The sequence below is a fragment of the Herbaspirillum sp. C7C2 genome, assembly GCF_022627865.1.
Classification (GTDB): Bacteria; Pseudomonadota; Gammaproteobacteria; order Burkholderiales; family Burkholderiaceae_D; genus Herbaspirillum; species Herbaspirillum frisingense.
Window position 1 is genome coordinate 38,660 of sequence record NZ_JABXGI010000017.1, and the last position, 26,194, is coordinate 64,853.

Genomic DNA, 26,194 nt, shown 5'->3' on the forward strand with positions numbered 1-26,194 from the left:
AATTTTCCATTATTCTCTGCACGTCCCGTCGAACAAAAATCACAAACAGGGACGCCCCGCGTCGACCTCGCCAACATCAACAATAAAACCCGTCGACGTAAAAAATCCCCCTTGCAGTGCTTTCAAAATCAACCAATCAATCGAACCCGAAAGAGGTATCCCAATGAAAAAGCTGTTGAGCAGTTTCCTGATCGCGTCCGCCTTCGTCGCCATGGCCTCCTCGGCCAGCGCCGCCGATCTGGAACGCACGCGCGAACTGGTCTGGACCGACGCCACGTCGACCTTCAGCGCCCGCTATGGCGATGGCACTACCGGCCAGAGCTTCCTGGAAAACTTCACCTTCAACGTCGGCGGTGCTGGCACTGCGGTGTCTTCGGCCCTGGTCTCGATCGCACTGGATGGTCTCTCCCGCGTGGGCATCAGCAGCTTCACGCTCAGCGGCAATGGCCAGACCTACACCGGCACCCAGCTCTCCAGCGGTGACCTGCAGACCTTCAGCCTGCGCACCAACGGCCTGACCAGCGGCCTGTACACCCTGTCGGTGGCAGGCACCGTGCTGGGTTCGGCTGGCGGCAGCTTCGCCGGCAACATCAGCGTGGCACCGGTACCGGAAGCCTCCACCAGCGCCATGATGATCGGCGGCCTGGGCCTGGTCGGCTTCGCCGCCTATCGTCGCCGCCGCAAAGCCGGTGACGACGGCGCGCAGATGACCAGCGCGCAGATGATGCCGGCTTGATCGTCGCCTCATTCTGATCGTTGAAAAGTGCAAGGGGAACGGCCGCGAGGCCGTTCCCCTTGTCATGTCAGGTCAGGCAATCGAGGGCCAGGATGTCGGCGGGAAATTCGTTTAAAAAATCTGCCAGCATGGCCTCTGCCCTCCGGGCGAAAGCGACCAGGCCTGGTCGCTGATGCTATAGTGCCGTCCACGCTCATTGTTGCGCCGGCATGCATCTCCCTGTGGTGATCCGGCAATCGTCCCACGATTGCCACGCTTGCGGCGCACACCCGCACTACACAAGGATTGCGCACACTCATGAAAATCGCCACCTGGAACGTCAACTCCCTCAAGGTCCGCCTGCCGCAGGTCCTGAAATGGCTGGAAGAAAATCCGGTCGACGTGCTCTGCCTGCAGGAAACCAAGCTCACCGACGACAAGTTTCCCGCCGCCGAGATCGCGGCCGCCGGTTATCTGGTCGAATTCTCGGGCCAGAAGACCTATAACGGCGTGGCCATCCTGTCGCGCCATCCGATGACTGACGTGGTCAAGAACAACCCCTTGTTCCCCGACGAGCAGCAGCGCATCATCGCCGCCACCATCGAGGGCGTGCGCTATGTCTGCGCCTATATTCCCAACGGGCAGTCGCTGGAGTCCGAAAAATATCCCTACAAGCTGAACTGGCTGGCGGCGCTGCACGAATGGCTGGCACAGGAGAAGGCGAAGAACCCGCGGCTGGCGCTGCTGGGCGACTACAACATCGCGCCCGAAGACCGCGATGTGCATGATCCGGTGGCCTGGCAAGGTCAGGTGCTGGTGTCGGAGCCGGAACGCGAGGCCTTCCGCAAGCTGCAGGCGCTGGGCCTGACCGACTCCTACCGGCTGTTCGAACAGCCGGAGAAGATGTATAGCTGGTGGGACTACCGGCAGATGGGCTTCCGCCTCAATCGTGGCTTGCGGATCGACCACATCCTGCTGTCCGAAGAACTGGTGCCGCGTTGTACCGCCTGCGTCATCGACAAGGTGCCGCGCAAGTGGGAGCAGCCTTCCGACCACGCGCCGGTGATTGCGACCCTGGCCGACTGACGCCGCCCAGGGGCAAGCCGGTATCGACGGACGCCACCTCAGGGTGGCGTTTGTTCTTTCTTGTTGCGCATGTTCTTTTCGAACTGCACATCGAGCTTGCTGACGCGCTTGGCCTTCTGCGGTCCCTGGGCGTTGACGAAGCTGACGAAGTCGTCCAGTTCCATGGCTTCGTTGAGCTTTTCCAGCGGCTGGCCTGCCACGCGGCGGGTCAGGATGAAGCGCTCATCGGAGGTGCGCAACATGGAATACTCGCGCGATTCGGTGCGGTTGTTCAGGCGCTCGATGGCGCTGGCGGCGCGGGTCGATCTCATCATTGGGCCTCTTGCAATTTGAGCTGCCAGTAACCGACGTCGATCCAGCGTCCCATCTTGTAGCCGACCTCGCTGAAGACGCCGCATTTCACGAAGCCCAGGCTCTCGTGCAGGGCCACGCTGGCCGCATTGGGCTGGGCGATGCCACCGATGACCAGATGCACGCCCAGGGGTTTCAACTGCGCGAACAGCTCACCGTACAGCAGCTTGCCGATGCCGCGTCCGCCGGCGTCGTGACGCAGGTAGACCGAGCTTTCCACCGAGCGCTGGTAGGCCGCGCGCGGCTTCCATTTGCTGGCGTAGGCATAGCCCAGCACCTCGCCCTCCTGTTCGAACACCAGCCAGGGAAACTGCGCCTGCACGTCGGCAATGCGGGCGGCCATACCTTCGACGCTCACGGGTTCGGTCTCGAAGCTGATGACGGTGGTGTCGACGTAGTGGTTGTAGATGCCACAGATGGCAGCGGCGTCGGCGGCAGTGGCCGGGCGGATTGAGGGATGCATGACCGGAAGCTTTGAAGAGGGACGATGGGATGAAGCTGCCAGTGTAACCAAATTACGGCATCAGCGGCGGCCAGGTCCGGTATCGGCCGCCGCTTGCTGGCAGGGATCAGTCGCGCAGCGCCAGTCTCACCTGCTCCAGCGCTGCCGGGTCCTCGATGGTGGGCAGGTCGCCCGGATCGCGGCCTTCGCAGATCGACTGGATGGCCCGTCGCAGCAGCTTGCCGGAGCGCGTCTTGGGCAGGCCGGTGACGAAGAACACCCGTGCCGGGCGGCCGACCGCGCCGATCTGCTTGTCGACCACACCCATGATCTCGGCTTCCAGCGCCTTCCTCTGCTCCGGGGTGGCAATCGCGTCGGCCTGTTTGGCGATGGCAAAGGCAATCGCCACCTGCCCCTTCAACTTGTCTTCCACGCCGACCACGGCCACTTCGGAGACGTTGGGATGGCTGGAGATGCTCTCCTCGATCTCGCGGGTCCCCAGGCGGTGGCCGGCGACGTTGATGACGTCGTCGGTGCGCCCGAGGATGAAGTAGTAGCCATCCTGGTCCTGGATGCCCCAGTCGAAGGTGGAGTAGACCTCCCGTGGCAGGCTGCGCCAGTAGGTGTTGACGAAGCGCGCATCGTCGCCGTACACGGTCTGCATGCAGCCCGGCGGCAGCGGGCCTTCGATGGCGACCACACCCTTCTGGCCGGCCGCGCAGGGCTCGCCGCTGGCCTCGTCGAGGATGGCCAGGCGGTAGCCCGGCATGGGCACGCCGGGGCTGCCCAGGCGGGTCGGCTTGTCGCTGATGCCCTTGGCGATCGAGATGATGGGCCAGCCCGATTCGGTCTGCCAGTAGTTGTCGATCACCGGCACCTTCAGCGCCGCCGAGATCCAGTTGGACGTGGTCTCGTCCAGCGGTTCACCGGCCAGGTAGAGCGCCTTGAGCGAAGAGGTGTCGTAGCGCTCCATGCATTCGGCCGGCTGCTTCTTGAGCACGCGGATGGCCGTCGGTGCGGAGAACATGCGGGTCACCTGGTACTTCTCGACGATGCTCCACCAGATGCCGGCGTCAGGCCGGATCGGCAGGCCTTCGTAGAGCACGGTGGCCATGCCGGCGATCAGCGGGCCATAGACGATGTAGGAGTGGCCCACCACCCAGCCGATGTCGGAGGTGCAGAAATAGGTCTCGCCCGGCTTGCCGCAGAAGATGTGCTGCATGGACGACGCCAGCGCCACCGCGTAGCCGCCCACGTCACGCTGCACGCCCTTGGGCTTGCCGGTGGTGCCGGAGGTGTAGAGCACGTAGCTGGTTTCGTTGGACTCCAGCCAGGTCACCGGGACCGGCTGGTCCAGGTACTGTGCGCGCAGGGCGGCGTAGTCGACGTCGCGTCCCGGCGTGCGCGTCATCGGCGCCAGGCCGCGATCGACCAGCAGCACACGCTGCGGCTTGTGCTGGGCCAAATGGATAGCATCGTCCAGCAGGCCCTTGTAGGGAATCACCTTGCCGCCGCGCGAGCCGGCATCGGCCGAGACGATCAGGCGCGGCTGCGCGTCATCGATACGCGAAGCCAGGCTGTTGGACGCAAAGCCGCCGAACACCACCGAATGCACCGCCCCGATGCGGGCGCAGGCCAGCATGGCGAACACCGCCTCGGCGATCATGGGCATGTAGATCAGCACCCGGTCGCCGCGCTGCACACCCAGGGCCAGCATGGTGGCGGCCATGGCCTGGACTTCGCGATGCAGTTCGGCGAAGTCGTAGACGCGTTCGCTGTTGGTCTCGGTGGAAATGGCGATCAGCGCTGCCTGCGAGGCGCGTTCGGCCAGGTGACGATCGACGGCGTTGTAGCAGAGATTGGTCTTGCCGCCGATGAACCAGCGCGCAAAGGGCGCGCGCGAATAATCCAGGGTGCGGGTGAAGGGCTCTTCCCAGTGGATGCGCTGTGCTTCTTCGGCCCAATAGGTGTCGGGATGCTCGATGGAGCGGCGATAGAAATCCTCGTATTGCATGACGTCTCCTCATGTCTTTCGTATTGGAAAACTGTGTTCGCCCTGGACATGCGTGGTCTGCGGGTCGATCGTCGACGGCTTGATACCGGGCGCCGGCTTGCAGCACCCCCTGTCCGGCCTTCATGCGACGTTTGATCCAGTCTTGCACCTGAAGCTTACGGGTGGCTGAATTCGCCCAGCCGGCGCCGCTTTGCGGCTGATGCAGATCAAGCGCGACGACGAAAAATGCGGATGCGATGTCACCGGTACGAGACCGGCGACATGCCAGAAGAAGAGGAAACGAAGGAGGAGAGAGAAACGCGCCGCGGTCAGCTCATCGCCACGGCGCGCTGCACAGCGGATGCAATCAGCGCGTGCGGCAATCGTTGGCGAGCTGCTGCCCGATCTTCGAATTGAGCAGCATGGACTTCGACGGAATCTGGATCCACACCAGGCCTTCGCCCTTGTTCTCCAGTCGCACTGCACCGGTCGAGGTGCTGACCGGGTTCATCATGTAGCTGCTGCCCTTCCACACCAGCGTGACGCCGTCGGTCACCCGGCCGTCCATGCGGATCTCGACCTTGTTGCCCATCTCGCAGCTGAAGGCGCCGGTCTTGAGCTGGGTCGCCCAGCTGGGCTGGGTGGCCGCCGGGGCCTGCAGCAGTTGCGGCAAGACCGGCTTGGTGTCGCTCACCGGTATCGGGGTGTTGGAAGAACAGGCGGCCAGCACGGAACTGGCGGCCGCGCACAGGCAGACCTGCTTGAAAAAACGACGGGAAGCGATGGCAGCAATCATCGGATGATCCATGGAGAGTCGGGGGCGGAGATGGGCCGGAAGCGGGCCAAAAACGAGCCGAAAACGGCCCGACCGCATCTTAGCAAGTAATTACACCGGACTCGACCACATGTAACGCTTGTTACAAATCCGGAAGGCGACGGCCCCTGCCGCTGGCCGCCGCTTCCATCGCTGTACTGCTGCACTATTGCACTGCGGCGCTACTGCTCCCCTTGCTCCCCTCCCCCCTACCCTGCTGCCCGCTCGCCTTACTTGCGCTTGGCGATGGGCACGAACTTCAGATCTTCCGGGCCGACATAGTTGGCCGACGGGCGGATGATCTTGTTGTCGATGCGCTGCTCGATGATGTGCGCCGCCCAGCCCGAGGTGCGGGCGATGACGAACAGCGGCGTGAACATCGCGGTGGGCACGCCCATCATGTGATACGACACGGCCGAGAACCAGTCCAGGTTGGGGAACATCTTCTTGATGTCCCACATGACCGTTTCCAGGCGTTCGGCGATGTCGAACATCTTGGTCGAGCCGGCTTCCTTGGAGAGCTTGCGCGCCACTTCCTTGATGACCTTGTTGCGCGGGTCGGAGATGGTGTAGACCGGGTGACCGAAACCGATCACCACTTCCTTGTTCTCCACGCGGCGACGGATGTCGGCTTCGGCTTCGTCCGGGTTGTCGTAGCGCTTCTGGATCTCGAAGGCCACCTCGTTGGCGCCACCGTGCTTGGGGCCGCGCAGCGCGCCGATGGCGCCGGTGATGGCCGAGTGCATGTCCGAGCCGGTACCGGCGATGACGCGACCGGTGAAGGTGGAGGCGTTGAACTCGTGCTCCGCGTACAGGATCAGCGAGGTGTGCATGGCCTTTTCCCAGGACTCTGAGGGCTTCTCGCCGTGCAGCAGGTGCAGGAAGTGGGCGCCGATGGAGTCATCATCGGTTTCCACTTCGATGCGGTTGCCGTTGTGGCTGTAGTGGTACCAGTACAGCAGCATGGAACCCAGCGAGGCCATCAGGCGGTCGGCGATGTCGCGCGCGCCGGGGGTGTTGTGGTCATCCTTCTCCGGCAGCACGCAACCCAGGGCCGAGACGCCGGTACGCATCACATCCATCGGGTGCGAGGCCGCAGGCAGCCATTCCAGCGCCGCCTTGACGTTGGCCGGCAGGCCGCGCAGGGCCTTGAGCTTGGCCTTGTAGGCGCGCAGTTCGGCGCTGGTGGGCAGCTTGCCATGCACCAGCAGGTGGGCGATCTCTTCGAACTCGCAGCTGTCGGCCACGTCCAGGATGTCGTAGCCGCGATAGTGCAGGTCATTGCCGGTCTTGCCGACGGTACACAGGGCGGTGTTGCCGGCGGTGACGCCGGAGAGGGCAACGGACTTCTTGGGCTTGAAACCTGCGGCTTGTTGTTCGCTCATCGTGTTCTCCTCGTAGCGTGTTCGGTGAAACTGAATTGTCGGAAGGGATTACTTGTTCTTCTGCTGGGCAAACAGCGCATCCAGGCGCTGCTCGTAGCTGTGGTAGTCGATGCGGTCGTACAGTTCCATGCGGGTCTGCATGGTATCGACCACGTTCTTCTGAGTGCCGTCGCGGCGGATCGCCTGATAGACGTTCTCGGCCGCCTTGTTCATGGCGCGGAAGGCCGACAGCGGATAGAGCACCAGGCCGACGTCGGCGCCCTTGAGTTCGTCCACGGTGAACAGCGGGGTCGAGCCGAATTCGGTGATGTTGGCCAGGATCGGCACCTTCACCGCATTGGCGAACTGCTTGTACATACCCAGGTCGGTGATGGCTTCCGGGAAGATCATGTCGGCACCGGCTTCGACGCAGGCCACGGCGCGCTCCACGGCGGCTTCCAGGCCTTCCACGGCCAGCGCATCGGTGCGCGCCATGATGACGAAGTTCTCATCGGTACGGGCATCCACGGCGGCCTTGATGCGGTCCACCATTTCCTGCTTGCTGACGATTTCCTTGCCGGGACGGTGACCGCAGCGCTTGGCGCCGACCTGGTCTTCGATGTGCATGGCGGCGGCACCGAACTTGATCATCGACTTCACGGTGCGGGCCACGTTGAAGGCCGAGGCGCCGAAGCCGGTATCGACATCCACCAGCAGCGGCAGGTCGCACACGTCGGTGATGCGGCGTACGTCGGTGAGCACGTCGTCCAGGTTGGAAATGCCGAGGTCGGGCAAGCCCAGGGAACCGGCCGCGACGCCGCCGCCGGACAGGTAGATGGCACGGAAGCCGGCGCGCTTGGCCAGCAGGGCGTGATTGGCGTTGATCGCGCCGATGACTTGCAAGGGAGATTCTTCCTGGACGGCCTGACGGAACGCTGCGCCTGCGGAGTGGAGAGCCATGATGGACACCTTCTGTAAGGGTTGCTGGAGGTAGCGGACTATGGAGGGCCTTATTGCAACGGCCGTGCCATCGCACTGCAACATCTTGCGAAACCTGGCGGGCCTGTTTTGGGGTGATGTGAAACTTCCTTCCAGATCAATGACTTGCGAACGAAACCTGGCTCCCCTGCCACGCCAGCAGGCAGACCGGACGGGCGGTCCGGCGGCATGCCACCCTGTTTCATCAGTGTTACACTAACGTTTCACTGAAACATGGTGAACGTTTCTTCCTGGCTGGCTTCAGGCCTTTCCAGCCACCCTGAGTCGTCGTCCATCACCCTCAGCCACCTAGCGCCACGCCCATGAAACGCCCTGCCCCCACCGACCGCCACGCCGACAAACCCGTGATCTGGACCGCTTCGGTATCGCGCCTGTCGGAGCTGTTCCGCGACATCACGCTGGAGTTCGACGCGCTGGCCGACATCGAGCCCATCCACCTGGGGTTCGACGAGGCCGTGCGCGAGATCCGCGAGCGCCTGGCCACGCAGCGCTGCGACGTGGTCATCTCGGCCGGCTCCAACGGCGCCTACCTCAAGAGCCGGTTGCCGGTGCCGGTGGTGGTGGCGCGCGCCAGCGGCTTCGACGTGATGCAGGCGCTGGCACGGGCGCGCCAGATCACCACCCGCATCGGCCTGGTCAGCTATCAGGAAGAGATGCCGGCACTGGCCGAGTTCCAGCAGATGTTCGGACTGGACATCGCCCAGCGCACCTATGCCACCGAGGAAGATGCGCGGGCCGTGGTCAACGAACTGAAGGCCGGTGGCATCGAGGCCGTGGTGGGCGCCGGCCTCATCACCGACCTGGCTGAAGAGGCCGGCATGCACGGCATCTTCCTGTATTCCTCGGCCACGGTGCGCCAGGCCTTCGAGGATGCACTGGAACTGGCGCGCCTGACGCAACTGGAGAGCACGCGTGGCCCCCTCCTGCCGGTGGCCGACAGCCTGCGCGCACGCCATCACCTGAAGGACCTGCGGGGCGACTCGGCTGCCATGGAAGCGGTACGGCAATCGATCACGCTGTTTGCCCGTTCACCGGCCAGCGTACTGATCCAGGGTGAGACCGGCACCGGCAAGGAGCTGGCGGCGCAAGCCATCCATCGCGCCCATCCGCTGATGCAGGGCAAGACCCAGGCAAGCCATCCCTTCGTGGCCATCAACTGCGGCGCGCTGGCGGAGTCGCTGCTGGAGTCCGAACTGTTCGGCTATGAAGAAGGTGCCTTCACCGGTTCGCGCCGGGGTGGACGTGCCGGCGTGTTCGAGGCGGCCCATCGCGGCACGCTGCTATTGGATGAAATCGGCGAGATGCCGCTGCCCCTGCAGACCCGCCTGCTGCGCGTGCTGGAAGAGCGCGAGGTGGTACGCGTCGGTGGCACGCGGCCGATCCCGGTGCAGGTGCGCATCATCAGCGCCACCCATTGCGACCTGGAGGCCAGGGTGCGCGAGGGCCGTTTCCGGGCCGACCTGTATTACCGGCTCAGCGTGCTGCGCCTGCCCCTGCCGCCGCTGCGTGCGCGCAGCGACGACGTGCCGGCACTGGCCGAGTGGCATCTCAAGCATGCGCTGGCGGCGCTGGATGCCCGCCCGCATGCCAACCTGGGTGCGGAAATCCTGCGCTGCTCGCCGCTGCTGTGCGCCTACGCCTGGCCGGGCAATGTGCGTGAACTGCGCAACCTGATGGAACGGCTGGCCCTGTTCCTGGCGGCCGAGCCGCTGCAGGCGCTGACGCCGGCCCTGATCCTGCGGGTCGCACCGGAACTGGGGCAGCACGCCGGCATGGCCAGCGCGACCGTGCAGGAGCCAGATGTCATCACGGCCGCGCCTGACGATGCCCAGATCCAGGCCGTGCTGCGCCGCTATCGCGGCAATCGCGCTGCCGCCGCACGCCATCTGGGGATGAGCCGGACCACCCTGTGGCGCCGCCTGAAGCAGCTAGCGGATGAGGTCGATGAAGGCCAGCAATGAGCCATCGGGTGTCAATCATTTACCCGATGCGACAGGCTTCCTGCGTCCTGATAATCCACCGCAGTGCGCCTTGACAGCCCCGCACTGCGGCGCCTATCCTCGCCCGCTGTAACGCCCACGGCCGATAGCATTTGCCCCGTGAGCGCGACAGGGAGCCCATAACCATCATTCAACCAGCCAGGCAGTCGTCCGCCCCGCCCGGGCGAGACCGGCGCGCAGCTCCTCCATCCACAGTCATCCATCAGGGAGTCTCCATGACCAGCAACACCACGGCGCCTGGCGCCGCCACCACGCACCCGCAGGCGCGGCGCGCGATCATCTCGTCTTCCATCGGCAATGCGCTCGAATGGTTCGACATCCTGATCTACGGCGCCTTCGCCGTGGTCATCGCCAAGCAGTTCTTCCCCACCGGGGACGACAGCGTTTCGCTGCTGCTGACCTTCGCCACCTTCGGCGTGTCCTTCTTCATGCGTCCGCTGGGCGCGGTGGTGCTGGGCGCCTATTCCGACCGCGCCGGCCGCAAGGCGGCACTGATGCTGTCCATCATGCTCATGACCATCGGCACCGCCATGATCGCCTTCATGCCCAGCTATGCCAGCATCGGCCTGCTGGCACCGGCCGGCATTGCACTGGGAAAGATGATCCAGGGCTTCTCGGCCGGTGGCGAGTTCGGTAGCTCCACCGCCTTCCTGGTGGAACACGCACCGCATCGCCGTGGTTATTTCTCCAGCTGGCAGGTGGCCAGCCAGGGCATCAGCCTGTTGCTGGCGGCGATCTTCGGCGCCGTGCTCAACAACATGCTCACGCCCGAGCAACTGGCTTCCTGGGGCTGGCGCGTGCCGTTCTTCTTCGGCCTGCTGATCGCACCGGCGGGTATCTACATCCGTCGTCACCTGGATGAAGCACCGGAATTCAAGGAGTCCAGCGAAAAGACCAATGCGCCCCTGCGCGATACCTTCACCAGCCAGAAGCTGCGCCTCCTGATCGGTTCGGGCAGCGTCATCATGGCCACCGTCTCGGTCTACCTGTCGCTGTACATCCCGACCTACGCGGTCAAGCAGCTGGGCCTGCCGGCATGGTCGTCGTTCGCCGCGATGTCGGTGGCCGGCCTGATCATGTTCATCGGCTCGCCGCTGGTGGGCGCAGCCTCCGACAAGATCGGCCGCACGCCGTTCATGATCGTCAGCAGCGCCCTGTACATCGTGCTGACCTATCCGATGTTCGTGTTCCTGACCAATTCGCCGGGCTTCCTGCAACTGCTGTTGCTGCAGACCGTCATCGGCGTGCTCATGACCATGTACTTCGCCGCCATGCCGGCCCTGCTGGCCGACATCTTCCCGGTGGCCACGCGCGGCACCGGCATGTCACTGGCCTATAACATTGCGGTGACCATCTTCGGCGGCTTCGCTGGCCTGATCATCACCTGGCTGATCGACTTCACCGGCAACAAGCTGTCGGTGAGCTACTTCGTCATCTTCGGCGCGGTGCTGAGCCTGATCGCTTCGGCGGCGGCGCGTTATGTGCTGAAGCTGCGCTAAGCAGCGATCGCGTAAATGATATAAATCGTTTCTCCCGGCAGTGTGGCGGGAGAAAATAAAAATGGCCTGGATCGCGAGATCCAGGCCATTTCCTTTTTTGTTTGCCGCCGCCTCTTCCCCTTGTTGCTCCTGCCCACGCGGCGGCACGCGGGCAGGCCTCCCCTGCTTGACTCGAGTTGGATCAGATGTGATCCGGTGCTAGCCGATCAATCGTCCTCGGCACCGCCAATACCCAGCTCCTGGATCTTGCGGGTGATGGTGTTGCGGCCGATGCCCAGGCGCACGGCGGCGTCGTTCTTGCGGCCGTGGGTGTGCTTGAGGGCGATCTTGATCAGCGCGGCTTCGAACTGGCGACCGAGGATATCCATCACCTCCGGCTGCTCCGAGGCCAGCATCTGCGCGGCTTCGGTTTCCAGCAGCGAGATCCAGTTGCCGGCGACGGCTTCAGCCGGTACCGCGCCTGCCGACAGCTCGGGCTGGGCCAGCGGTGCAGGCGTTCCGGCAGCCGAGGCCGGTGCCGACACGATCTGCGCCGGTTGCGGTGCATGCACGCGTTCTTCCACCAGGTCCTGCGGCAGGTCCTTGATTTCCACGGTCTGGCCGGGGGCCATGACGGTGATCCAGTTGCACAGGTTTTCCAGCTGGCGCACGTTGCCGGGGAATTCCAGTTGCGACAGGAACTGCATGGCCTGCGGTGACAGGCGCTTGGCTTCCACGCCCAGCTGGCGGGCGCTCTGGGTGAGGAAGTAGCGCGCCAGGATGGGAATGTCTTCGCTGCGCTCGCGCAGGCTGGGCAGGCGCAGGCGGATGACGTTGAGGCGGTGGTACAAGTCCTCGCGGAACAGGCCTTCGCGCACCCGGTGTTCCAGGTTCTGGTGGGTAGCGGCGATGACGCGCACGTTGGCCTTGAGCGATTGATGGCCGCCGACGCGATAGAAGTGGCCGTCGGAGAGCACACGCAACAGGCGCGTCTGCAGGTCCAGCGGCATGTCGCCGATTTCATCGAGGAACAGGGTGCCGCCCTCGGCCTGCTCGAAGCGGCCACGGCGCATGGCTTGCGCGCCGGTGAAGGCGCCGCGTTCATGGCCGAACAGTTCGGATTCCAGCAGGTCCTTCGGAATAGCAGCCGTGTTCAATGCCACGAAGGGCTGGCTGGCGCGCGGGCTGTGCTTGTGCAGTGCACGTGCCACCAGCTCCTTGCCGGAGCCGGACTCACCGGTGATCAACACCGTCACGTTCGATTGCGAGAGGCGACCGATGGCGCGGAACACGTCCTGCATCGCGGGCGCCTGGCCGAGGATTTCGGGGGTCTGTGCGGCACCTTGCTCGATATCGGTTTCGCGCAGGCTTTCATCCAGGGCGCGACGGATCAGTTCGACCGCCTTGTCGACGTCGAAGGGCTTGGCCAGGTATTCGAAGGCGCCGCCCTGGAAGGCCGAGACGGCCGAGTCCAGGTCCGAGAAGGCGGTGATGATGATCACCGGAATCCCGGGGTGCTTGGCCTTGACGGTCTGCAGCAGTTCCAGCCCGGAGGCGCCGGGCATGCGGATGTCGGAAACCAGCACTTGCGGCGTGCCGTTCTGCAGGGCCGCCATGGCATCGCGTGCGCTGGAAAAACTCTGCGTGGCGAGATTTTCTCGGGCCAGTGCTTTCTCAAGCACCCAGCGTATCGATTCGTCGTCGTCAACAATCCAGATCGGTTTCATAAATAGCTTTTTCCTGCGTTGGTCATGCTGTTAATGCTCCCGCGGCCACGACGCTTCTGGCGCCGTGCCACAGCCCCCATGATGACGGGATGCCTTCCGTCATTCCGGCTTTGGCGCGCCGCCTGCGGCCATGGGCTCACGGCAGCGGTATAAGTATTCTGAAATCGGTACAACCCGGCCGGCTGTCGCATTCGATCACGCCCATGTGCTGATGCACGAAGGTCTGCGCCAGGGTCAGCCCCAGTCCGCTACCACCCTCCCGACCCGACACCAGGGGATAGAAGATTCTTTCCTGGATGTCTGGCGGAATACCCGGACCGTTATCGATGATATGCAAGTCTAGTGCCAGCCGGTATCTGACCTTGGATAGCGTCACCTGGCGGGAAACGCGGGTACGCAGGATCAGCTCGGCGTCACCCGCACGGATGCGGTCGGCCAGTGCCTGGGCCGCGTTGTGGACGATGTTCAATACCGCCTGGATCAGCTGTTCCTTGTCGCCCCGGAATTCGGGGATGGAAAGATCATAGTCGCGCTTGATGGTCAGCCCTTGCGGGAACTCGGCCATCACCAGGCTGCGCACGCGCTCGCAGACTTCGTGGATGTTGACGTCGCCCACGATGTGGGGATGGCGGTGCGGTGCCAGCAGGCGATCGACCAGGGTCTGCAGGCGGTCGGCTTCCTTGATGATGACCTGGGTGTATTCGCGCAATTCCTTGAGGTGGCGCTCGGGCAGTTCCAGCTCCAGCAACTGGGCTGCACCACGGATGCCGCCCAGCGGGTTCTTGATCTCGTGGGCCAGGTTGCGGATCAGTTCCTTGTTGGCCTGGCTCTGGTCGAACATGCGCTCTTCACGGTCCAGCTTCAATTGCTGGACGTTCTCGCGCAGCTCCAGCAGGACCGGCATGTCGGTGCTGTCCAGGGGCGTAACGATGGTGTGCACCTGCAACGGCTCGCGGTTGGCGCGTTCCAGCACCAGGTCTAGGCGCTTGTCGGCAAACTGGTGTTCGATGGCCTGGTAGAACAACGCGGTCAGCTCCTTGCCATTGAGGAAGAGCTCCGACAGCTTCTGCTGCGAGAGCACCTTGAAGGAACTCTCCAGCAGGTTCTCGGCGGCAGCGTTGGCATAGACGATGCCACCGGTAGCGTCCAGGATGATGACGGCCGAGGCCAGCAGGTCTAGACCATCGAGGGAAGGAAGAGGTGTCTTCATGGGAGGATTCGTGATGCCAGGGGTCATGTCGTCTTGCTCGGGCTAGTGCAGTCATTGACCAGTCTGTCTAGCAATTTTCGGGCGCACTTCCCTACCATGGGCCGCGCCGCTGCGCATAAAAAAAGGGGAAGCAAGCTTCCCCTTTTTCTCCGGATGCGGATTCGATTACAGCGAGTAGTACATGTCGAATTCGATCGGGTGCGTGGTCATGCGGAAGCGTTGGACTTCCTGCATCTTCAGCTCGATGTAGGCATCGATCATGCTGTCGGTGAACACGCCACCACGGGTCAGGAACTCGCGATCCTTGTCCAGGTGTTCCAGGGCTTCGTCCAGCGAGGCGCAGACGGTCGGGATCAGCTTGTCTTCTTCCGGCGGCAGGTGGTACAGGTCCTTGGTCGCAGCTTCGCCCGGGTGGATCTTGTTCTGCACGCCATCCAGACCGGCCATCAGCAGAGCCGAGAAGCACAGGTACGGGTTGGCCAGGGGATCCGGGAAGCGGGTTTCGATACGACGGCCCTTCGGGTTGGCGACGTGGGGGATACGGATCGAGGCCGAGCGGTTACGGGCCGAGTAGGCCAGCTTGACCGGGGCTTCGAAGCCGGGGACCAGACGCTTGTACGAGTTGGTGCCGGGGTTGGTGATGGCGTTGAGTGCCTTGGCGTGCTTGATGATGCCGCCGATGTAGTACAGCGCGAATTCCGACAGGCCGGCGTAGCCGTCGCCTGCGAACAGGTTCTTGCCATCCTTCCAGACGGATTGGTGCACGTGCATGCCGGAGCCGTTGTCGCCGACCAGGGGCTTGGGCATGAAGGTAGCGGTCTTGCCGTAGGTGTGGGCAACGTTCCAGATCACGTACTTCAGGGTCTGGGTCCAGTCAGCGCGCTCGACCAGGGTCGAGAACTTGGTGCCCAGTTCGTTCTGGCCAGCGCCAGCCACTTCGTGGTGGTGCACTTCGACGGGGATGCCCAGGGATTCCAGGATCAGGGACATTTCCGAACGCATGTCCTGGAAGCTGTCGACCGGGGGAACCGGGAAATAGCCGCCCTTGACGGTCGGACGGTGGCCGGAGTTGCCGCCTTCGATCTTGGCGCCGGTGCTCCAGGAAGCTTCTTCGGAGTCGATCTTGACGAAGGAGCCGGACATGTCAGCACCCCAACGCACGCCGTCGAAGATGAAGAATTCGGGTTCCGGACCGAAGTAGGCGGTGTCGCCCAGGCCGGAGGACTTCAGGTAGGCTTCAGCGCGCTTGGCGATGGAGCGCGGATCACGGTCGTAGCCCTTGCCGTCGGACGGCTCGATCACGTCACATTGCATGAAGAGGGTGGTCTCTTCCATGAACGGGTCGATGTTGGCGGTATTCGGGTCCGGGATCAGCAGCATGTCGGAGGCTTCGATACCCTTCCAGCCGGCGATCGACGAACCGTCGAAGGCGTGACCGGATTCGAACTTGTCGATGTCGAAATGCGAAACAGGCACGGAAACGTGCTGTTCCTTGCCACGGGTGTCAGCGAAACGGAAGTCAACAAACTTGACTTCGTTGTCCTTCACCATCTTCAAAACCTCTGCGGCCGTCCTTGCCATGCGAATCTCCTAAAACGAGGAAGTAGTATAAATTGGGGTGTGAGCCGTTTTCTGCGACTGGATCTTTGCATTTGATACAACGGTCTTGCGCCGAACTCAGTCGCGGATGATAGCAGATTCCATGCCATCGACCTTTGGGGTAGCCCGATAATGGAATATTTTAGGGAGGACGCGGCCTTCGGGCCGTTCCCCACGGTGCAGGAATCAGCATACCAAGCCTTGTTTTGGTGCATTTTTCTTCTTTTGCACCAAATTACTGCATTTTTAGATGGGGCTACCCGATTTGCACATTGATGGTGCATGCGCCGTACTGGGGCATCCTGTAACTCCGGCTGCGCGATGCACCGACTTGGAAATTGCCGAAATGTTTATATTGTTTAGAATCAAGTCTTTCAGCGGGCTGCGCGGCTGATCCTGCCATCGTCGGCCTCACGCCATGTTGACCCGTTCCGAGAATTCCACGCCCCCTTCTTCCCGAGATCAAATGCCATGAGCCCCTACGACATCCTCTCCAAAGCCCAGCAACGCGGCACCGACGGCCAGTTACCCTATGCCGGCGCAGTCACCCCGCAGGAAGCGCTAGCCCTGATCCAGGCCGACACCAAGGTGAAGCTGGTGGACGTGCGCACGCGCGCCGAGCGCGACTGGATCGGGACCGTGCAGATTCCGGCGGCGCAGCACTTGGCGGTGCAATGGAATCTCTACCCGGAGGGCAAGCCCAATCCGGAATTCCTGCCGCAATTGAAGGAAGTCACCCTGCCCGATGAAGTGCTGCTGTTCCTGTGCCGCTCCGGCGTGCGCTCCAAGCACGCGGCCAAGCTGGCCACGGAACATGGCTACACCCGCTGCTTCGACATCCTGGAAGGCTTCGAAGGCAACAAGGACGCGGCCGGACATCGCAAGACGGTGGAAGGCTGGTGCTTCGGCGGGCTGCCCTGGGTGGGCGCCTGACGCCAACCCGGCAACGCTGATCAGGATTGCAGGCTGCGCGCCTGCAGTGCATTGCTCAATGACTGCAGCAGCAGGCTGATCGCATCGGCAGCGCCAGGGCCGCCTAGCAGGGCCTCGTCCACGCATTCCAGCAAGGCCACGATCTCGGCCCGACCCATGGTCAGCGCCGCGCCCCGCATACGGTGGGTGAGCCGGCTCATGCGGGCGGCATCGCCCTCCTCCCGCGCCTGCTGCAGTGCCTGCAGATCATGCAGGGAGGTCGTCAGGAACAGCCGGGCCAGGTCCTGGTCGTGTTCTTCCTCGGGACTGGCGGCCTCGCCTTCCTCGCCCAGCTCGTGATCGCACCACAGCGCCAGCAGGCGGCGGATGGCCAGGGTCTGCAATGGCTTGTCGAGCATCCCATCCATGCCGCTGTCCAGGCAGCGCTGTACGTGCGCAGGATCGGCCTCGGCCGAGATGCCGATCAGCGGCGTGTAGGGCCGCTCAGGCTGCGCCTGTTCCAGCTGGCGGACCTGGCGCGCCACGTCCTGGCCGAGGATGTCCGGCAGGAAGCAATCCAGCAGCACCAGCCCATAGGGGCGGGCCTGGATCGCTGCCAGCGCGGCGGTGCCGTCGGCGACGCTGTCGACCTCGCAACCCATCAGCTGCAGCCGGCTTTGCATTGCATACCGGATGGTGGCCGAGTCATCAACGAGCAGCACCCGCGGCCCACTGTCCTTCATCATTGCAACTCCCTATGTGGTGCGCTTTACAGGTCCTTGATCTGGTATTCGATCTTGAACAGTTCATTGTCGCTGCGCACGCCCAACTTGCGGAAGGCCGATTGCTTCTGCCCGCTGATGGTCTTGACGCTGCGGGCAAACTTGTCGGCGATGTCAGTCACCGACAAGCCATCCAGACAGCAGCGCAAGACTTCGCGCTCGCGTGGCGACAGGTTGGGCATGTCCGACAGCGAATCCGAGGAAGGCGGTGTCGTGCGCGCACGGCGCGCCGGACGCGCTTCGGACTTGCCACCGGATACCGGCTCAGCCACCTGCATGGCCGCCAGTTCGCGGGTCAGCGCCGCATTGTGGTACTCCCGCCCCAGCCCGATGGTGCGGATGGCCTGGATCAGTTCGCCCAGCTCCTGCGACTTGCCCACGAAGCCCCGTGCCCCCGCCTTCATGGCCATGGCCACGGTGGCCGCATTGTGATGCGCCGAGGTGACCAGGATCTTGCTGCGGGGGAAGCGCACGCGCAACGCCCGGATCAGGTTCAGACCATCGATGTCATTGCTGCCCAGCGAATAATCGATCAGCAGCAGGTCCGCTGGCGACGCGCGCAGCGCGGTCATCAACTCCTTGCTGGTGGCGAAGGCGCCGACGACTTCGAAGTCCGGCTCCTCGGCCAGTCGCTTCGCCAATCCGTATCGAACCACGGCGTGGTCGTCAAGCAAGGCGATGCGCATCGCCGAAGCCAGTGTCCATGTCATCCTTGCCCTTTGCTCTCTGTCGTTGTTCGATTTTTGTCCGTTTTATATCCGCTTTTCCCCCGAATCCGGCGCGGCGGCGAGGCGCCATTGTGGGGCGCTGGCCCCGCATCGGCAAGCCAGTATCTGTTGCTTAAACAGGTCTCGAATCCGGCTCCGGTTTTCGAAGGCGCTATTGTGGTGGAGCCCAGGCCCAGGGCGCATAAGAATCGTCTGAAAAATATCGCTGTCTCGCAAAACTTCTGCCGTTTTGGGGCAGCTCGGCTCCCGCGTGACAAGAGACTGACAAACAGTCACAGGAAGCGTATGCGAACGACAACCATCCCTGCCCCGATGGACGGGCTGCTCATCTGCTGCTCAATAGCTGCTCAGCGAGATGTCAGCTGACCGGCCTATGATCGGCGCTGCTTGCATTACACTTTTTTACAGCCATCAAGTGAAGCATTGCGCATACTCGGCAAGAATTTCTCAACAAATTTCGAGACCACAAGGCTCATCCATGCGTCCGCTGCGCCCAGCCCCGGTGTTGTTGTTGGCCTTGCTGATCTGCAGCCTGGCACGCGCCGCCACGCCGGTCAACGAGGTCCCGCTGTCGCCCTCGGAACGTGCCCTGCACGTGCTGAACCGCCTGGGCTACGGACCCCGCCCCGGCGCGCTGGAAGAGGTCGAGCAGATGGGGGTTGCGCGCTACATCGACCAGCAACTGCACCCCGAACGCATTCCCCTGCCAGCCGACCTGCAGGCTCGACTGGCTGCCCTGCCGGCACTGCAGATGACAACCTCGCAACTGTTCGTCGATTACGGTCCGCCCTCCTTCAACCCGAAGGCCAGCAAGGAAGAACAGCAGGCTGCCCGCCAGCGCGCACCGCGCGAACTGACCCCGCAATTCCACATGGCGCGCCTGCTGCAGGCCACCGAAAGTCCGCGTCAGCTGGAAGAAGTGATGACCGAATTCTGGGCCAATCACTTCAATCTCTTCGAGGGCAAGGATTGGGTGCGCTACTGGGTGGGTGACTACGAAAAGAACGCCATCCGTCCCTATGCCCTGGGCCACTTCCGCGACCTGCTGGGCGCAGTGGCGCATCACCCGGCGATGCTGTACTACCTCGACAACTGGCTCTCCAGTGGTGTCGGTACGCCCGGTGCGCGGGGCCGCTTCAAGGGACTCAACGAAAACTACGCACGTGAGCTGATGGAGTTGCACACCCTGGGCGTGGATGGCGGCTACCAGCAGGCCGACGTCATCACCCTGGCGCGCATCCTCTCGGGCTGGACCATCGACGTCGATGCCATGAAGGCCGGCGCGGCGCCCTTCAGCTTCAACGCCCAGCGTCATGACGCCGCCCCCAAGGTCTTCCTCGGCAAGCCACTGGCGGCCAGCGGCTACCAGGAGGGTGAAGCAGCGCTGGACATCCTGGCCAGCCATCCTTCGACGGCGCGCTTCATCTCCACGCAACTGGTGCAGTATTTCGTCTCCGACCAGCCCGATCCGGCGCTGGTGCAAAAGCTTGCGCAGACCTTCCTGTCCACGCACGGCGACATCCGCGCCGTCCTCAAGACCTTGTTCGACAGCCCGCAGTTCTGGGCGCGCAGCAATTACCAGACACAGTTCAAGACGCCGTATCAATTCGTGGTCTCGTCCCTGCGCGCAAGCGATACGACGGTGCGTAACGGCAAGCCGGTCAGCGGCGCGCTGGCACAGTTCGGCATGCCGCTGTATGGCTGGCTCACACCAGAAGGCTACAAGTATTCCCAGGCGGCCTGGCTCAATCCGGACGCCCTGCTGCGACGGATCAACTTCGCTGGTGGCCTGGCCGGCGGCAAGTCGCCGATCGCGCGCCTGGAAGGCGCGCCGCAACCCACCGATAGCGAGGCCCGTCCACCCGATCCGCAACAGCTGCTGCGCACGCTGGGCCCGGCCATCACACCCCAGGCCGTCGCCCGTATCGATACCGCACCCGCGAATCAGCGCACTGGCCTGATCCTGGGCAGCCCCGATTTCATGAAACGCTGATCCACCGTCGAGGACTTCCATGAACCGTCGCGATTTCATCCGTTACCTGGGCGCCGCCGGCAGTGGCGCCGTGCTGGTGCCGATCGGACTGTCGGGTTGCGCCGTCGTCCCCGCTGGCGACCACGGCATCAGCCGCGCCGGCCACACGCCGGGCCAGGTGGCCTACGGCTCTCCTGCCCCGCGTGCGCGTGCCAGCGGTGACGGAGCCCCGCGCATGGTGGTGGTGTTCCTGCGCGGCGCGGTGGATGGTCTGAACGTCGTGGTGCCCCATGGCGATCCTCTGTATTACCAGGCCCGCCCGAGCATCGCCGTGGCGCGTCCCGGGCAGGCCAATGGCGCACTGGACCTGACCGGCTACTTCGGTCTGCATCCATCGTTGCAGGCGCTGCTGCCGTACTGGGAGAGTGGCCGGCTGGCCTTCGTGCAGGCATCCGGTTCGCCCGACGGCTCGCGCTCACACTTCGAGGCGCAGGACATGATGGAAACCGGGACACCCGGCCAGCACAACACGCGCGACGGCTGGCTCAACCGGGTCATGGACTACCTGCCGCCGGCCGAATCACCGCTGCAGGCCATCAACGTCGGCAGCGCCACGCCACGCATTCTGAGCGGCCGCAATGTGGTGGCCAACCTGCAGAGCGGACGCGAAGCCACCCGCCCCGGCATGATCGACCAGCCGCGCTGGAGCCAGCTGTTCGACCCGCTCTATGGCGCCGACGATGCCCTGGGCAAGGCCTATCGCGACGGCATGGCAGCGCGCAAGCAACTCATTGCCGAGATCAACAGCCAGGAACAGCAGATGGCCAACAACGGCGCGCCGCTGCCCAACGGCCTGTCGCTGGACACCGCCCGCCTGGGTCGCCTGATGCGCCACGACCCGCGCATCCGCCTGGCTTTCCTGGCCGTCGGGGGATGGGATACCCACATCAACCAGGGCAATGGCACCGGACAATTGGCCGGCCGCCTTTCGCCGCTGGCCAGCGGGCTGGCGACACTGGCGCAGGAACTGGGACCGGCCTTCAACGACACGGTGATCGTGGTGATGTCCGAATTCGGCCGCACCTTCCGCGAGAACGGCAATGGCGGCACCGATCACGGTCACGGCAATGCGATGTGGCTGATGGGCGGCAACCTGCACGGCGGCAAGATCTATGGACAATGGCCGGGCTTGAACCAGGCGGCCTTGAACGAAGGACGCGACCTGGCCATCACGACGGATTACCGGGCCGTGCTGTGCGCATTGGCCGAGCGGCATATGCGCATCCCGGATCGGGCGCTGGACAAGGTCTTTCCGCAATATGCTTCCGGCAGCAAAGGCCTGCCGCCGCTCTTCATCTGAAACGACGCAGCCATTCCTCGCGCAAGGATCCCGGACGGGCATCCCTTACTTGAAATCGACTGAATCGATATCGGTGGCTGCGCCCACGGCCGTGGGCTTGCTCCACATCAAATGCGACACTGCATCGAATGTCATAGCGTCGGCCCGTTGGCGATTTTCCAGGCCAGTTTCGAAAATTTACGCCGCGACACAGTGTTAGCCTTCTGCTCTCGTTAACGCAGCCTATTCCGATATCCGTGGAAATCGGGATGCGAATCCAATCCCGTCGATTCCCAGCTATGTGGGAACGCATAGCTAATACAGAAACGGAATTTCAATGACCGACGTCAGAAAGGCGCCGTACTACCGGCTACAAAAAAGTTTATTCGGTTCGGAGTTAAGAGAGTTCAAAGCAGCCAAAGGGTGCATACCACTTGATACGCCTAAAGGTGTATCCCTGGAACGACCTGCCCCCGGCGCGAAGCAACCACTGTCACCCACACCACCCGCTGCGGCAGCGACCGTCAAGAAGGCAGCCCAGAGACCGAGGCCTGAACAAGTACCGAAATCGGGGCAAACGAAAACGCGGCAGTTGCTCATGCAGCTTGACGCTGAGGTTTGCGAAAACCCTCCGATTTTTGACCTCCAGGACGTGCCGGACGCGATGGATAAATTGGGTTGGCCCGTCTCGGCAAAACTCGCACGAATGTGGTTCGCCGGTCTGGCTCATACCTATGACGACCGACCATCGTCCGAGCAGCCCCTTAATGATCGTGACGTTACTCTTGAATGGGCATTGAAGTTCGGGCGTGTCAGGAAGAAATACGAAGGCTTTCTGGCCAAAGATATCTACAGCGAACGGGCTATCGGCGCTGCGACAGAAGCCGTGAAGGCCTTCGTTCGAAGGGCTTTCGAGGATCGAAATTCAGTATTGAGCTTTAATACCTCTAAGTTTCTGGTCGACCTTCGGAAATTCCACGTCGATTGGCAGTTTCAGAAATTGCTGATCAGTGACCGGGACACGTTTGACGCCCTCACGCTGACAGATCTCACAGGATCGCTGGCGAATTTCAATATCTATGCTGCGATAGGAAACGTTGAGGTTGCGACTGAAAAGTACTTCAGATATGAAAGAGGAAGTACCCGCTACTGCCTCAATGCCACAGGAAGAATTACGCACATCTATGTCTACGTAAAAGACAATTACTCGTTCAACGGAAACCAGTATTTAGGTCACTGGAATAAGCACGGAATCATTATTGCACCAGGCTCGTGGCTTACTGGTTCAAGATCGTCAAAACGTGACTCAGATATAGACGTCTGGGTGAAGGCGCTCCACAAACCGGTAGATACGCGTCGAGCTCTATTCGGGAAATTCAAGGAGCCTGACGTCTACTTTCCGGTATTTAACGACGACTACAATCGATGGCGAGAGAAACACCAGCGAGGCGGGGACTTTATGGTGTACTCGAAGCCCCTTTACCTCAAATTGAAGAAAGCAATCGACCTCAAACTTGGTGAGATATGCCGATTAGAACCCTTAAATTCCTTGGCGTAATTTCTCTGATCTTCCTTGGGGTCGGTTTGCTCGTTCATTTATCGCGGCCCCACTACGGACGCTGTGATTTCTACGATAGTCCGGATACGCTGGATGGTGGAGTCAAGCTGTTGAACGGCGTCTCATACCGGTTCCAGATGTGCGGCTCCGGTGGTCACGATCAAGATGGCACGGACGATGAAATTGAACTGAAGGTTTTCAACGACAAGGAAACACTTCTTGCCCGGCGCTATTTTTCAGTCAATTGGTATGCAGGGCGAAGCTTTCACGCGCCATTGCGCTACGAAGCCGATGCTGTTCGGTACATTGATGTGACCGAAAATTCTGAATTCGATAAACGCCTGAGCATGCCACCGACAAAGTGGGACTGGATTCAAGCCAGGCTGCCGTTATTCTGAACCAGGCCTCGGCGAGATTTTCTAGCGTGATGGAAAAGCGATAGCCGAGACGCACCACAACAATCATCGGGGGCAATCTAGAGCGTGCTCACACCAAATCTGTGAGTGCAGATTTAGTAAAAACAGACGCTAGACAAACGACAAAGCCTTGGCGCGAGCCAAGGCTTTGTTTCTTGATCAACCGGCGGACACTTTCCTTTCGTGACAAGTGCCGCGGTGCCGCCGCTCACTCCGCCTCGGCAATCCAGGCCGCCTGGATCGCTTCGAGGATGCGCTCTCCCGAGCGGTTGGGATCGTCCTCGAATCCATCGAGTTCCATCACCCAGCGATGCAGGTCGGTGAAGCGGATGGTCTTGGGATCAGTATCCGGGAACTTGTCGTAGAGTTCCTCGGCGATCTGCTGGGTGTCGGTCCATTTCATGTCGATCTCCCGGCACGGCCGATGCCGTGCCCGCTCAATGGTTTTCGGAGGCGTGGTTGATGGTGTACTTGGGGATTTCGACGGTCAGGTCTTCTTCGCCCAGCACCACCTGGCAGGACAGGCGGGAGGTGGCCTCCAGGCCCCAGGCCATGTCCAGCAGGTCTTCTTCCTTGTCGGTGGGGTCGTCCAGCGAGTTGAAGCCTTCGCGGATGACCACATGGCAAGTGGTACAGGCGCAGGATTTTTCGCAGGCGTGCTCGATGTCGATGTCGCTGTCCAGCAGCGCGTCGCACAGGGTCTTGCCGGCCGGGGCGTCGATCACCGAGCCTTCGGGGCAGAGGACCGGATGGGGGAGGATAACGATCTGGGGCATGGTGGCTCTCGGGTCTTTCTACAGTGTTCGGGTCAGGACGTCGCTCAGGCGACTTCATCCAGCTTCTTGCCGGCCAGTGCGGCATGGACGCTGCGGTCCATGCGGCGGGCGGCGAATTCTTCGGTGCCATGGGCCAGGGCGTCAACCGCAGCCTTGATGGCGAGGTGGTCGCTCCCCTGGGCAGCGGCGGTGACGGCTGCCATCTGCACTTCGATGTCAGCACGCTCCTGTTCGGACAGCAATGCAGCATCGGCCTGCAGCGCCGAGCGGGTGGCCAGGACGATGCGTTCGGCTTCGACCTGCTCTTCCCGCAAGGCACGACGTTGCATGTCCTCATCGGCAGAACTGAAGGACTCTTGCAGCATGCGGGCGATCTCGTCGTCCGCCAGGCCATAGGACGGCTTGACGGTGATGGAGGCTTCCACGCCGGAGGTCATCTCGCGGGCCGACACGGCCAGCAGGCCGTCGGCGTCGACCTGGTAGGTCACGCGGATGCGCGCCGCACCGGCCGCCATGGGGGGAATGCCGCGCAGTTCGAAACGCGCGAGCGAACGGCAGTCGGCCACCAGTTCACGCTCGCCTTGCACCACGTGGATGGCCATGGCGGTCTGGCCGTCCTTGAAGGTGGTGAATTCCTGGGCACGCGCACAGGGAATGGTGGAGTTGCGCGGAATGACCTTCTCGGCCAGGCCGCCCATGGTTTCGATGCCCAGCGACAGCGGAATCACGTCCAGCAGCAGCCAGTCGTCGCCCGGCGCACGGTTGCCGGCCAGCAGGTTGGCCTGCACGGCCGCGCCCAGCGCCACCACCTTGTCGGGGTCGATGTTGGACAGCGGATTGGTCTTGAAGAACTCGCCCACGGCGCGGCGGATGTGCGGCATGCGGGTGGCACCGCCGACCAGCACCACGCCATCCACGTCTTCCACGGTCAGGCTGGCGTCGCGCAGAGCCTTGCGTACCGGCGCCATGGTCTTGGCCACCAGGTGCTGGGTGATCTCGTTGAATTGCGCGGCGGTGATGGAGAGGTGCACTTCCTCGCCGGAGCGGAGCACGGCGTCGATCTGCACTTCGTCCTTGGTGGAGAGCAGTTCCTTGACCTCACGTGCCTTGACCATCAGGAGACGGGTGTCTTCGTCCGACAGCGGCTGCAGCTGGGCTTCGTGGCTGATCCAGCAGAACAGGCGGTGGTCGAAGTCGTCACCACCCAGGGCCGAATCGCCACCGGTGGCCAGCACTTCGAACACGCCACGGGTGAGCTTGAGGATGGATATATCGAAGGTGCCGCCACCCAGGTCGTAGACCGCGAAGATGCCTTCGGAGGAATTGTCCAGGCCGTAGGCGATGGCGGCCGCCGTCGGTTCGTTCAGCAGGCGCAGCACGTTGATGCCGGCCAGTTGCGCGGCATCCTTGGTAGCCTGGCGCTGGGCATCGTCGAAGTAGGCCGGCACGGTGATGACGGCACCCACCAGGTCGTCGCCCAAGGCGTCTTCGGCGGTCTGGCGCAGCGTGGCCAGGATCTGCGCCGATATCTCCACCGGGCTCTTCACGCCGGCCACGGTCTTGATCTGCACCATGCCGGGCTGGTCCTGGAAGTCATAGGGCATGTTCTCGGCGTGGGCGATGTCCTTCAGGCCACGGCCCATGAAGCGCTTGACCGAGATGATGGTATTGCGCGGATCGGTGGTCTGCGCGGCCTGTGCCTTGTAGCCGATGTTGGCGTGGCCGTTGGGCAGGTAGCGCACCACCGAGGGCAGCAGCACGCGGCCGTCGTCGTCGGCCAACACTTCGGGGATGCTGTTGCGCACGGTGGCCACCAGCGAATTGGTGGTGCCCAGGTCGATGCCGATGGCCAGGCGACGCTGGTGCGGCGCGGTGGACATGCCCGGTTCGGAAATCTGCAGTAAAGCCATAGGTGATGTGACTCGTCGTGATG

23 protein-coding genes are annotated in these 26,194 nt (G+C 62.8%); 9 read left to right on the top strand and 14 right to left on the bottom strand.

What is annotated here, in order from left to right; translation table 11 throughout:
• Positions 1 to 163 precede the first annotated feature (163 nt).
• Positions 164 to 736 (top strand): FxDxF family PEP-CTERM protein, encoded by a 573-nt coding sequence (locus HWE04_RS18515; protein WP_241813328.1) that lies wholly within the window; start codon positions 164 to 166, stop codon positions 734 to 736.
• A gap of 297 nt (positions 737 to 1,033) precedes the next feature.
• Positions 1,034 to 1,801 carry an exodeoxyribonuclease III gene (gene xth / locus HWE04_RS18520; RefSeq protein ID WP_241813329.1) on the top strand — a complete coding sequence of 256 codons (768 nt, stop codon included), beginning with the start codon at positions 1,034 to 1,036 and terminating at the stop codon, positions 1,799 to 1,801.
• A 38-nt stretch (positions 1,802 to 1,839) separates the two neighbouring features.
• Here the strand turns inward: xth and HWE04_RS18525 are convergent, their stop codons facing one another.
• From HWE04_RS18525 to prpB, 6 genes are all read right to left on the bottom strand, one after another.
• Positions 1,840 to 2,112, bottom strand: a complete 273-nt coding sequence (locus HWE04_RS18525) for a hypothetical protein (RefSeq protein ID WP_006712789.1) — start codon at positions 2,110 to 2,112, stop codon at positions 1,840 to 1,842.
• On the bottom strand, positions 2,112 to 2,615 hold the full coding sequence (locus HWE04_RS18530) for an arsinothricin resistance N-acetyltransferase ArsN1 family B (RefSeq protein ID WP_241813330.1): 504 nt from the start codon (positions 2,613 to 2,615) through the stop codon (positions 2,112 to 2,114). Before HWE04_RS18530 ends, HWE04_RS18525 begins: the two co-directional genes overlap by 1 nt.
• 106 nt (positions 2,616 to 2,721) lie before the next feature.
• Positions 2,722 to 4,608, bottom strand: coding sequence for a propionate--CoA ligase (locus HWE04_RS18535; protein WP_241813331.1), 1,887 nt, complete (start codon positions 4,606 to 4,608; stop codon positions 2,722 to 2,724).
• Positions 4,609 to 4,954: 346 nt separating this feature from the next.
• Positions 4,955 to 5,383 (bottom strand): hypothetical protein, encoded by a 429-nt coding sequence (locus tag HWE04_RS18540; RefSeq protein ID WP_241813332.1) that lies wholly within the window; start codon positions 5,381 to 5,383, stop codon positions 4,955 to 4,957.
• Between the two features lie 248 nt (positions 5,384 to 5,631).
• Positions 5,632 to 6,786, bottom strand: a complete 1,155-nt coding sequence (prpC, locus tag HWE04_RS18545) for a bifunctional 2-methylcitrate synthase/citrate synthase (protein WP_180668204.1) — start codon at positions 6,784 to 6,786, stop codon at positions 5,632 to 5,634.
• A 48-nt stretch (positions 6,787 to 6,834) separates the two neighbouring features.
• Complete coding sequence (gene prpB / locus HWE04_RS18550; RefSeq protein ID WP_006712799.1) at positions 6,835 to 7,725, bottom strand: methylisocitrate lyase; 891 nt, start codon at positions 7,723 to 7,725, stop codon at positions 6,835 to 6,837.
• A 341-nt stretch (positions 7,726 to 8,066) separates the two neighbouring features.
• Here prpB and prpR point away from each other — a divergent pair, with 341 nt between their 5' ends.
• Positions 8,067 to 9,725: a propionate catabolism operon regulatory protein PrpR gene (gene prpR / locus HWE04_RS18555; protein WP_241813333.1), complete on the top strand. Its 1,659-nt coding sequence runs from the start codon at positions 8,067 to 8,069 to the stop codon at positions 9,723 to 9,725.
• A gap of 254 nt (positions 9,726 to 9,979) precedes the next feature.
• Entirely contained in the window at positions 9,980 to 11,263 is a 1,284-nt protein-coding gene (locus HWE04_RS18560) for an MFS transporter (RefSeq protein WP_006712803.1), read from the top strand.
• A gap of 206 nt (positions 11,264 to 11,469) precedes the next feature.
• Here HWE04_RS18560 and ntrC read toward each other — a convergent pair whose 3' ends face one another.
• From ntrC to glnA, 3 genes are all read right to left on the bottom strand, one after another.
• Positions 11,470 to 12,969, bottom strand: coding sequence for a nitrogen regulation protein NR(I) (gene ntrC, locus HWE04_RS18565; RefSeq protein ID WP_077236454.1), 1,500 nt, complete (start codon positions 12,967 to 12,969; stop codon positions 11,470 to 11,472).
• A 136-nt stretch (positions 12,970 to 13,105) separates the two neighbouring features.
• Positions 13,106 to 14,179 carry a nitrogen regulation protein NR(II) gene (glnL, locus tag HWE04_RS18570; protein WP_241813334.1) on the bottom strand — a complete coding sequence of 358 codons (1,074 nt, stop codon included), beginning with the start codon at positions 14,177 to 14,179 and terminating at the stop codon, positions 13,106 to 13,108.
• A 165-nt stretch (positions 14,180 to 14,344) separates the two neighbouring features.
• Complete coding sequence (gene glnA, locus HWE04_RS18575) at positions 14,345 to 15,760, bottom strand: type I glutamate--ammonia ligase (protein ID WP_034331334.1); 1,416 nt, start codon at positions 15,758 to 15,760, stop codon at positions 14,345 to 14,347.
• Between the two features lie 489 nt (positions 15,761 to 16,249).
• Between glnA and HWE04_RS18580 the strand changes: the two genes are divergently transcribed.
• On the top strand, positions 16,250 to 16,711 hold the full coding sequence (locus tag HWE04_RS18580; protein ID WP_241813335.1) for a rhodanese-like domain-containing protein: 462 nt from the start codon (positions 16,250 to 16,252) through the stop codon (positions 16,709 to 16,711).
• Positions 16,712 to 16,731: 20 nt separating this feature from the next.
• Here HWE04_RS18580 and HWE04_RS18585 read toward each other — a convergent pair whose 3' ends face one another.
• The gene (locus tag HWE04_RS18585) at positions 16,732 to 17,436 is read right to left on the bottom strand and encodes an Hpt domain-containing response regulator (RefSeq protein ID WP_241813336.1); all 705 of its coding nucleotides are present in this window, start codon (positions 17,434 to 17,436) and stop codon (positions 16,732 to 16,734) included.
• A 23-nt stretch (positions 17,437 to 17,459) separates the two neighbouring features.
• Complete coding sequence (locus HWE04_RS18590) at positions 17,460 to 18,182, bottom strand: response regulator transcription factor (protein ID WP_039876380.1); 723 nt, start codon at positions 18,180 to 18,182, stop codon at positions 17,460 to 17,462.
• Positions 18,183 to 18,678: 496 nt separating this feature from the next.
• Here HWE04_RS18590 and HWE04_RS18595 point away from each other — a divergent pair, with 496 nt between their 5' ends.
• From HWE04_RS18595 to HWE04_RS18610, 4 genes are all read left to right on the top strand, one after another.
• Entirely contained in the window at positions 18,679 to 20,193 is a 1,515-nt protein-coding gene (locus HWE04_RS18595; protein ID WP_241813337.1) for a DUF1800 domain-containing protein, read from the top strand.
• A 19-nt stretch (positions 20,194 to 20,212) separates the two neighbouring features.
• Positions 20,213 to 21,532 (top strand): DUF1501 domain-containing protein, encoded by a 1,320-nt coding sequence (locus HWE04_RS18600; protein ID WP_241813338.1) that lies wholly within the window; start codon positions 20,213 to 20,215, stop codon positions 21,530 to 21,532.
• Positions 21,533 to 21,848: 316 nt separating this feature from the next.
• The gene (locus HWE04_RS18605) at positions 21,849 to 23,069 is read left to right on the top strand and encodes a DUF6402 family protein (protein ID WP_241813339.1); all 1,221 of its coding nucleotides are present in this window, start codon (positions 21,849 to 21,851) and stop codon (positions 23,067 to 23,069) included.
• Positions 23,036 to 23,467: a hypothetical protein gene (locus tag HWE04_RS18610; RefSeq protein ID WP_241813340.1), complete on the top strand. Its 432-nt coding sequence runs from the start codon at positions 23,036 to 23,038 to the stop codon at positions 23,465 to 23,467. Before HWE04_RS18605 ends, HWE04_RS18610 begins: the two co-directional genes overlap by 34 nt.
• A gap of 226 nt (positions 23,468 to 23,693) precedes the next feature.
• Here HWE04_RS18610 and iscX read toward each other — a convergent pair whose 3' ends face one another.
• Genes iscX through hscA form a run of 3 tightly spaced genes read right to left on the bottom strand, consistent with a single transcriptional unit; the run spans position 23,694 to position 26,171 of the window.
• Positions 23,694 to 23,888, bottom strand: a complete 195-nt coding sequence (gene iscX, locus HWE04_RS18615; RefSeq protein ID WP_077236448.1) for a Fe-S cluster assembly protein IscX — start codon at positions 23,886 to 23,888, stop codon at positions 23,694 to 23,696.
• Between the two features lie 34 nt (positions 23,889 to 23,922).
• The gene (fdx, locus tag HWE04_RS18620; RefSeq protein ID WP_006712821.1) at positions 23,923 to 24,261 is read right to left on the bottom strand and encodes an ISC system 2Fe-2S type ferredoxin; all 339 of its coding nucleotides are present in this window, start codon (positions 24,259 to 24,261) and stop codon (positions 23,923 to 23,925) included.
• Between the two features lie 44 nt (positions 24,262 to 24,305).
• The gene (hscA, locus tag HWE04_RS18625; RefSeq protein WP_241813341.1) at positions 24,306 to 26,171 is read right to left on the bottom strand and encodes a Fe-S protein assembly chaperone HscA; all 1,866 of its coding nucleotides are present in this window, start codon (positions 26,169 to 26,171) and stop codon (positions 24,306 to 24,308) included.
• Between the last annotated feature and the right edge of the window lie 23 nt (positions 26,172 to 26,194).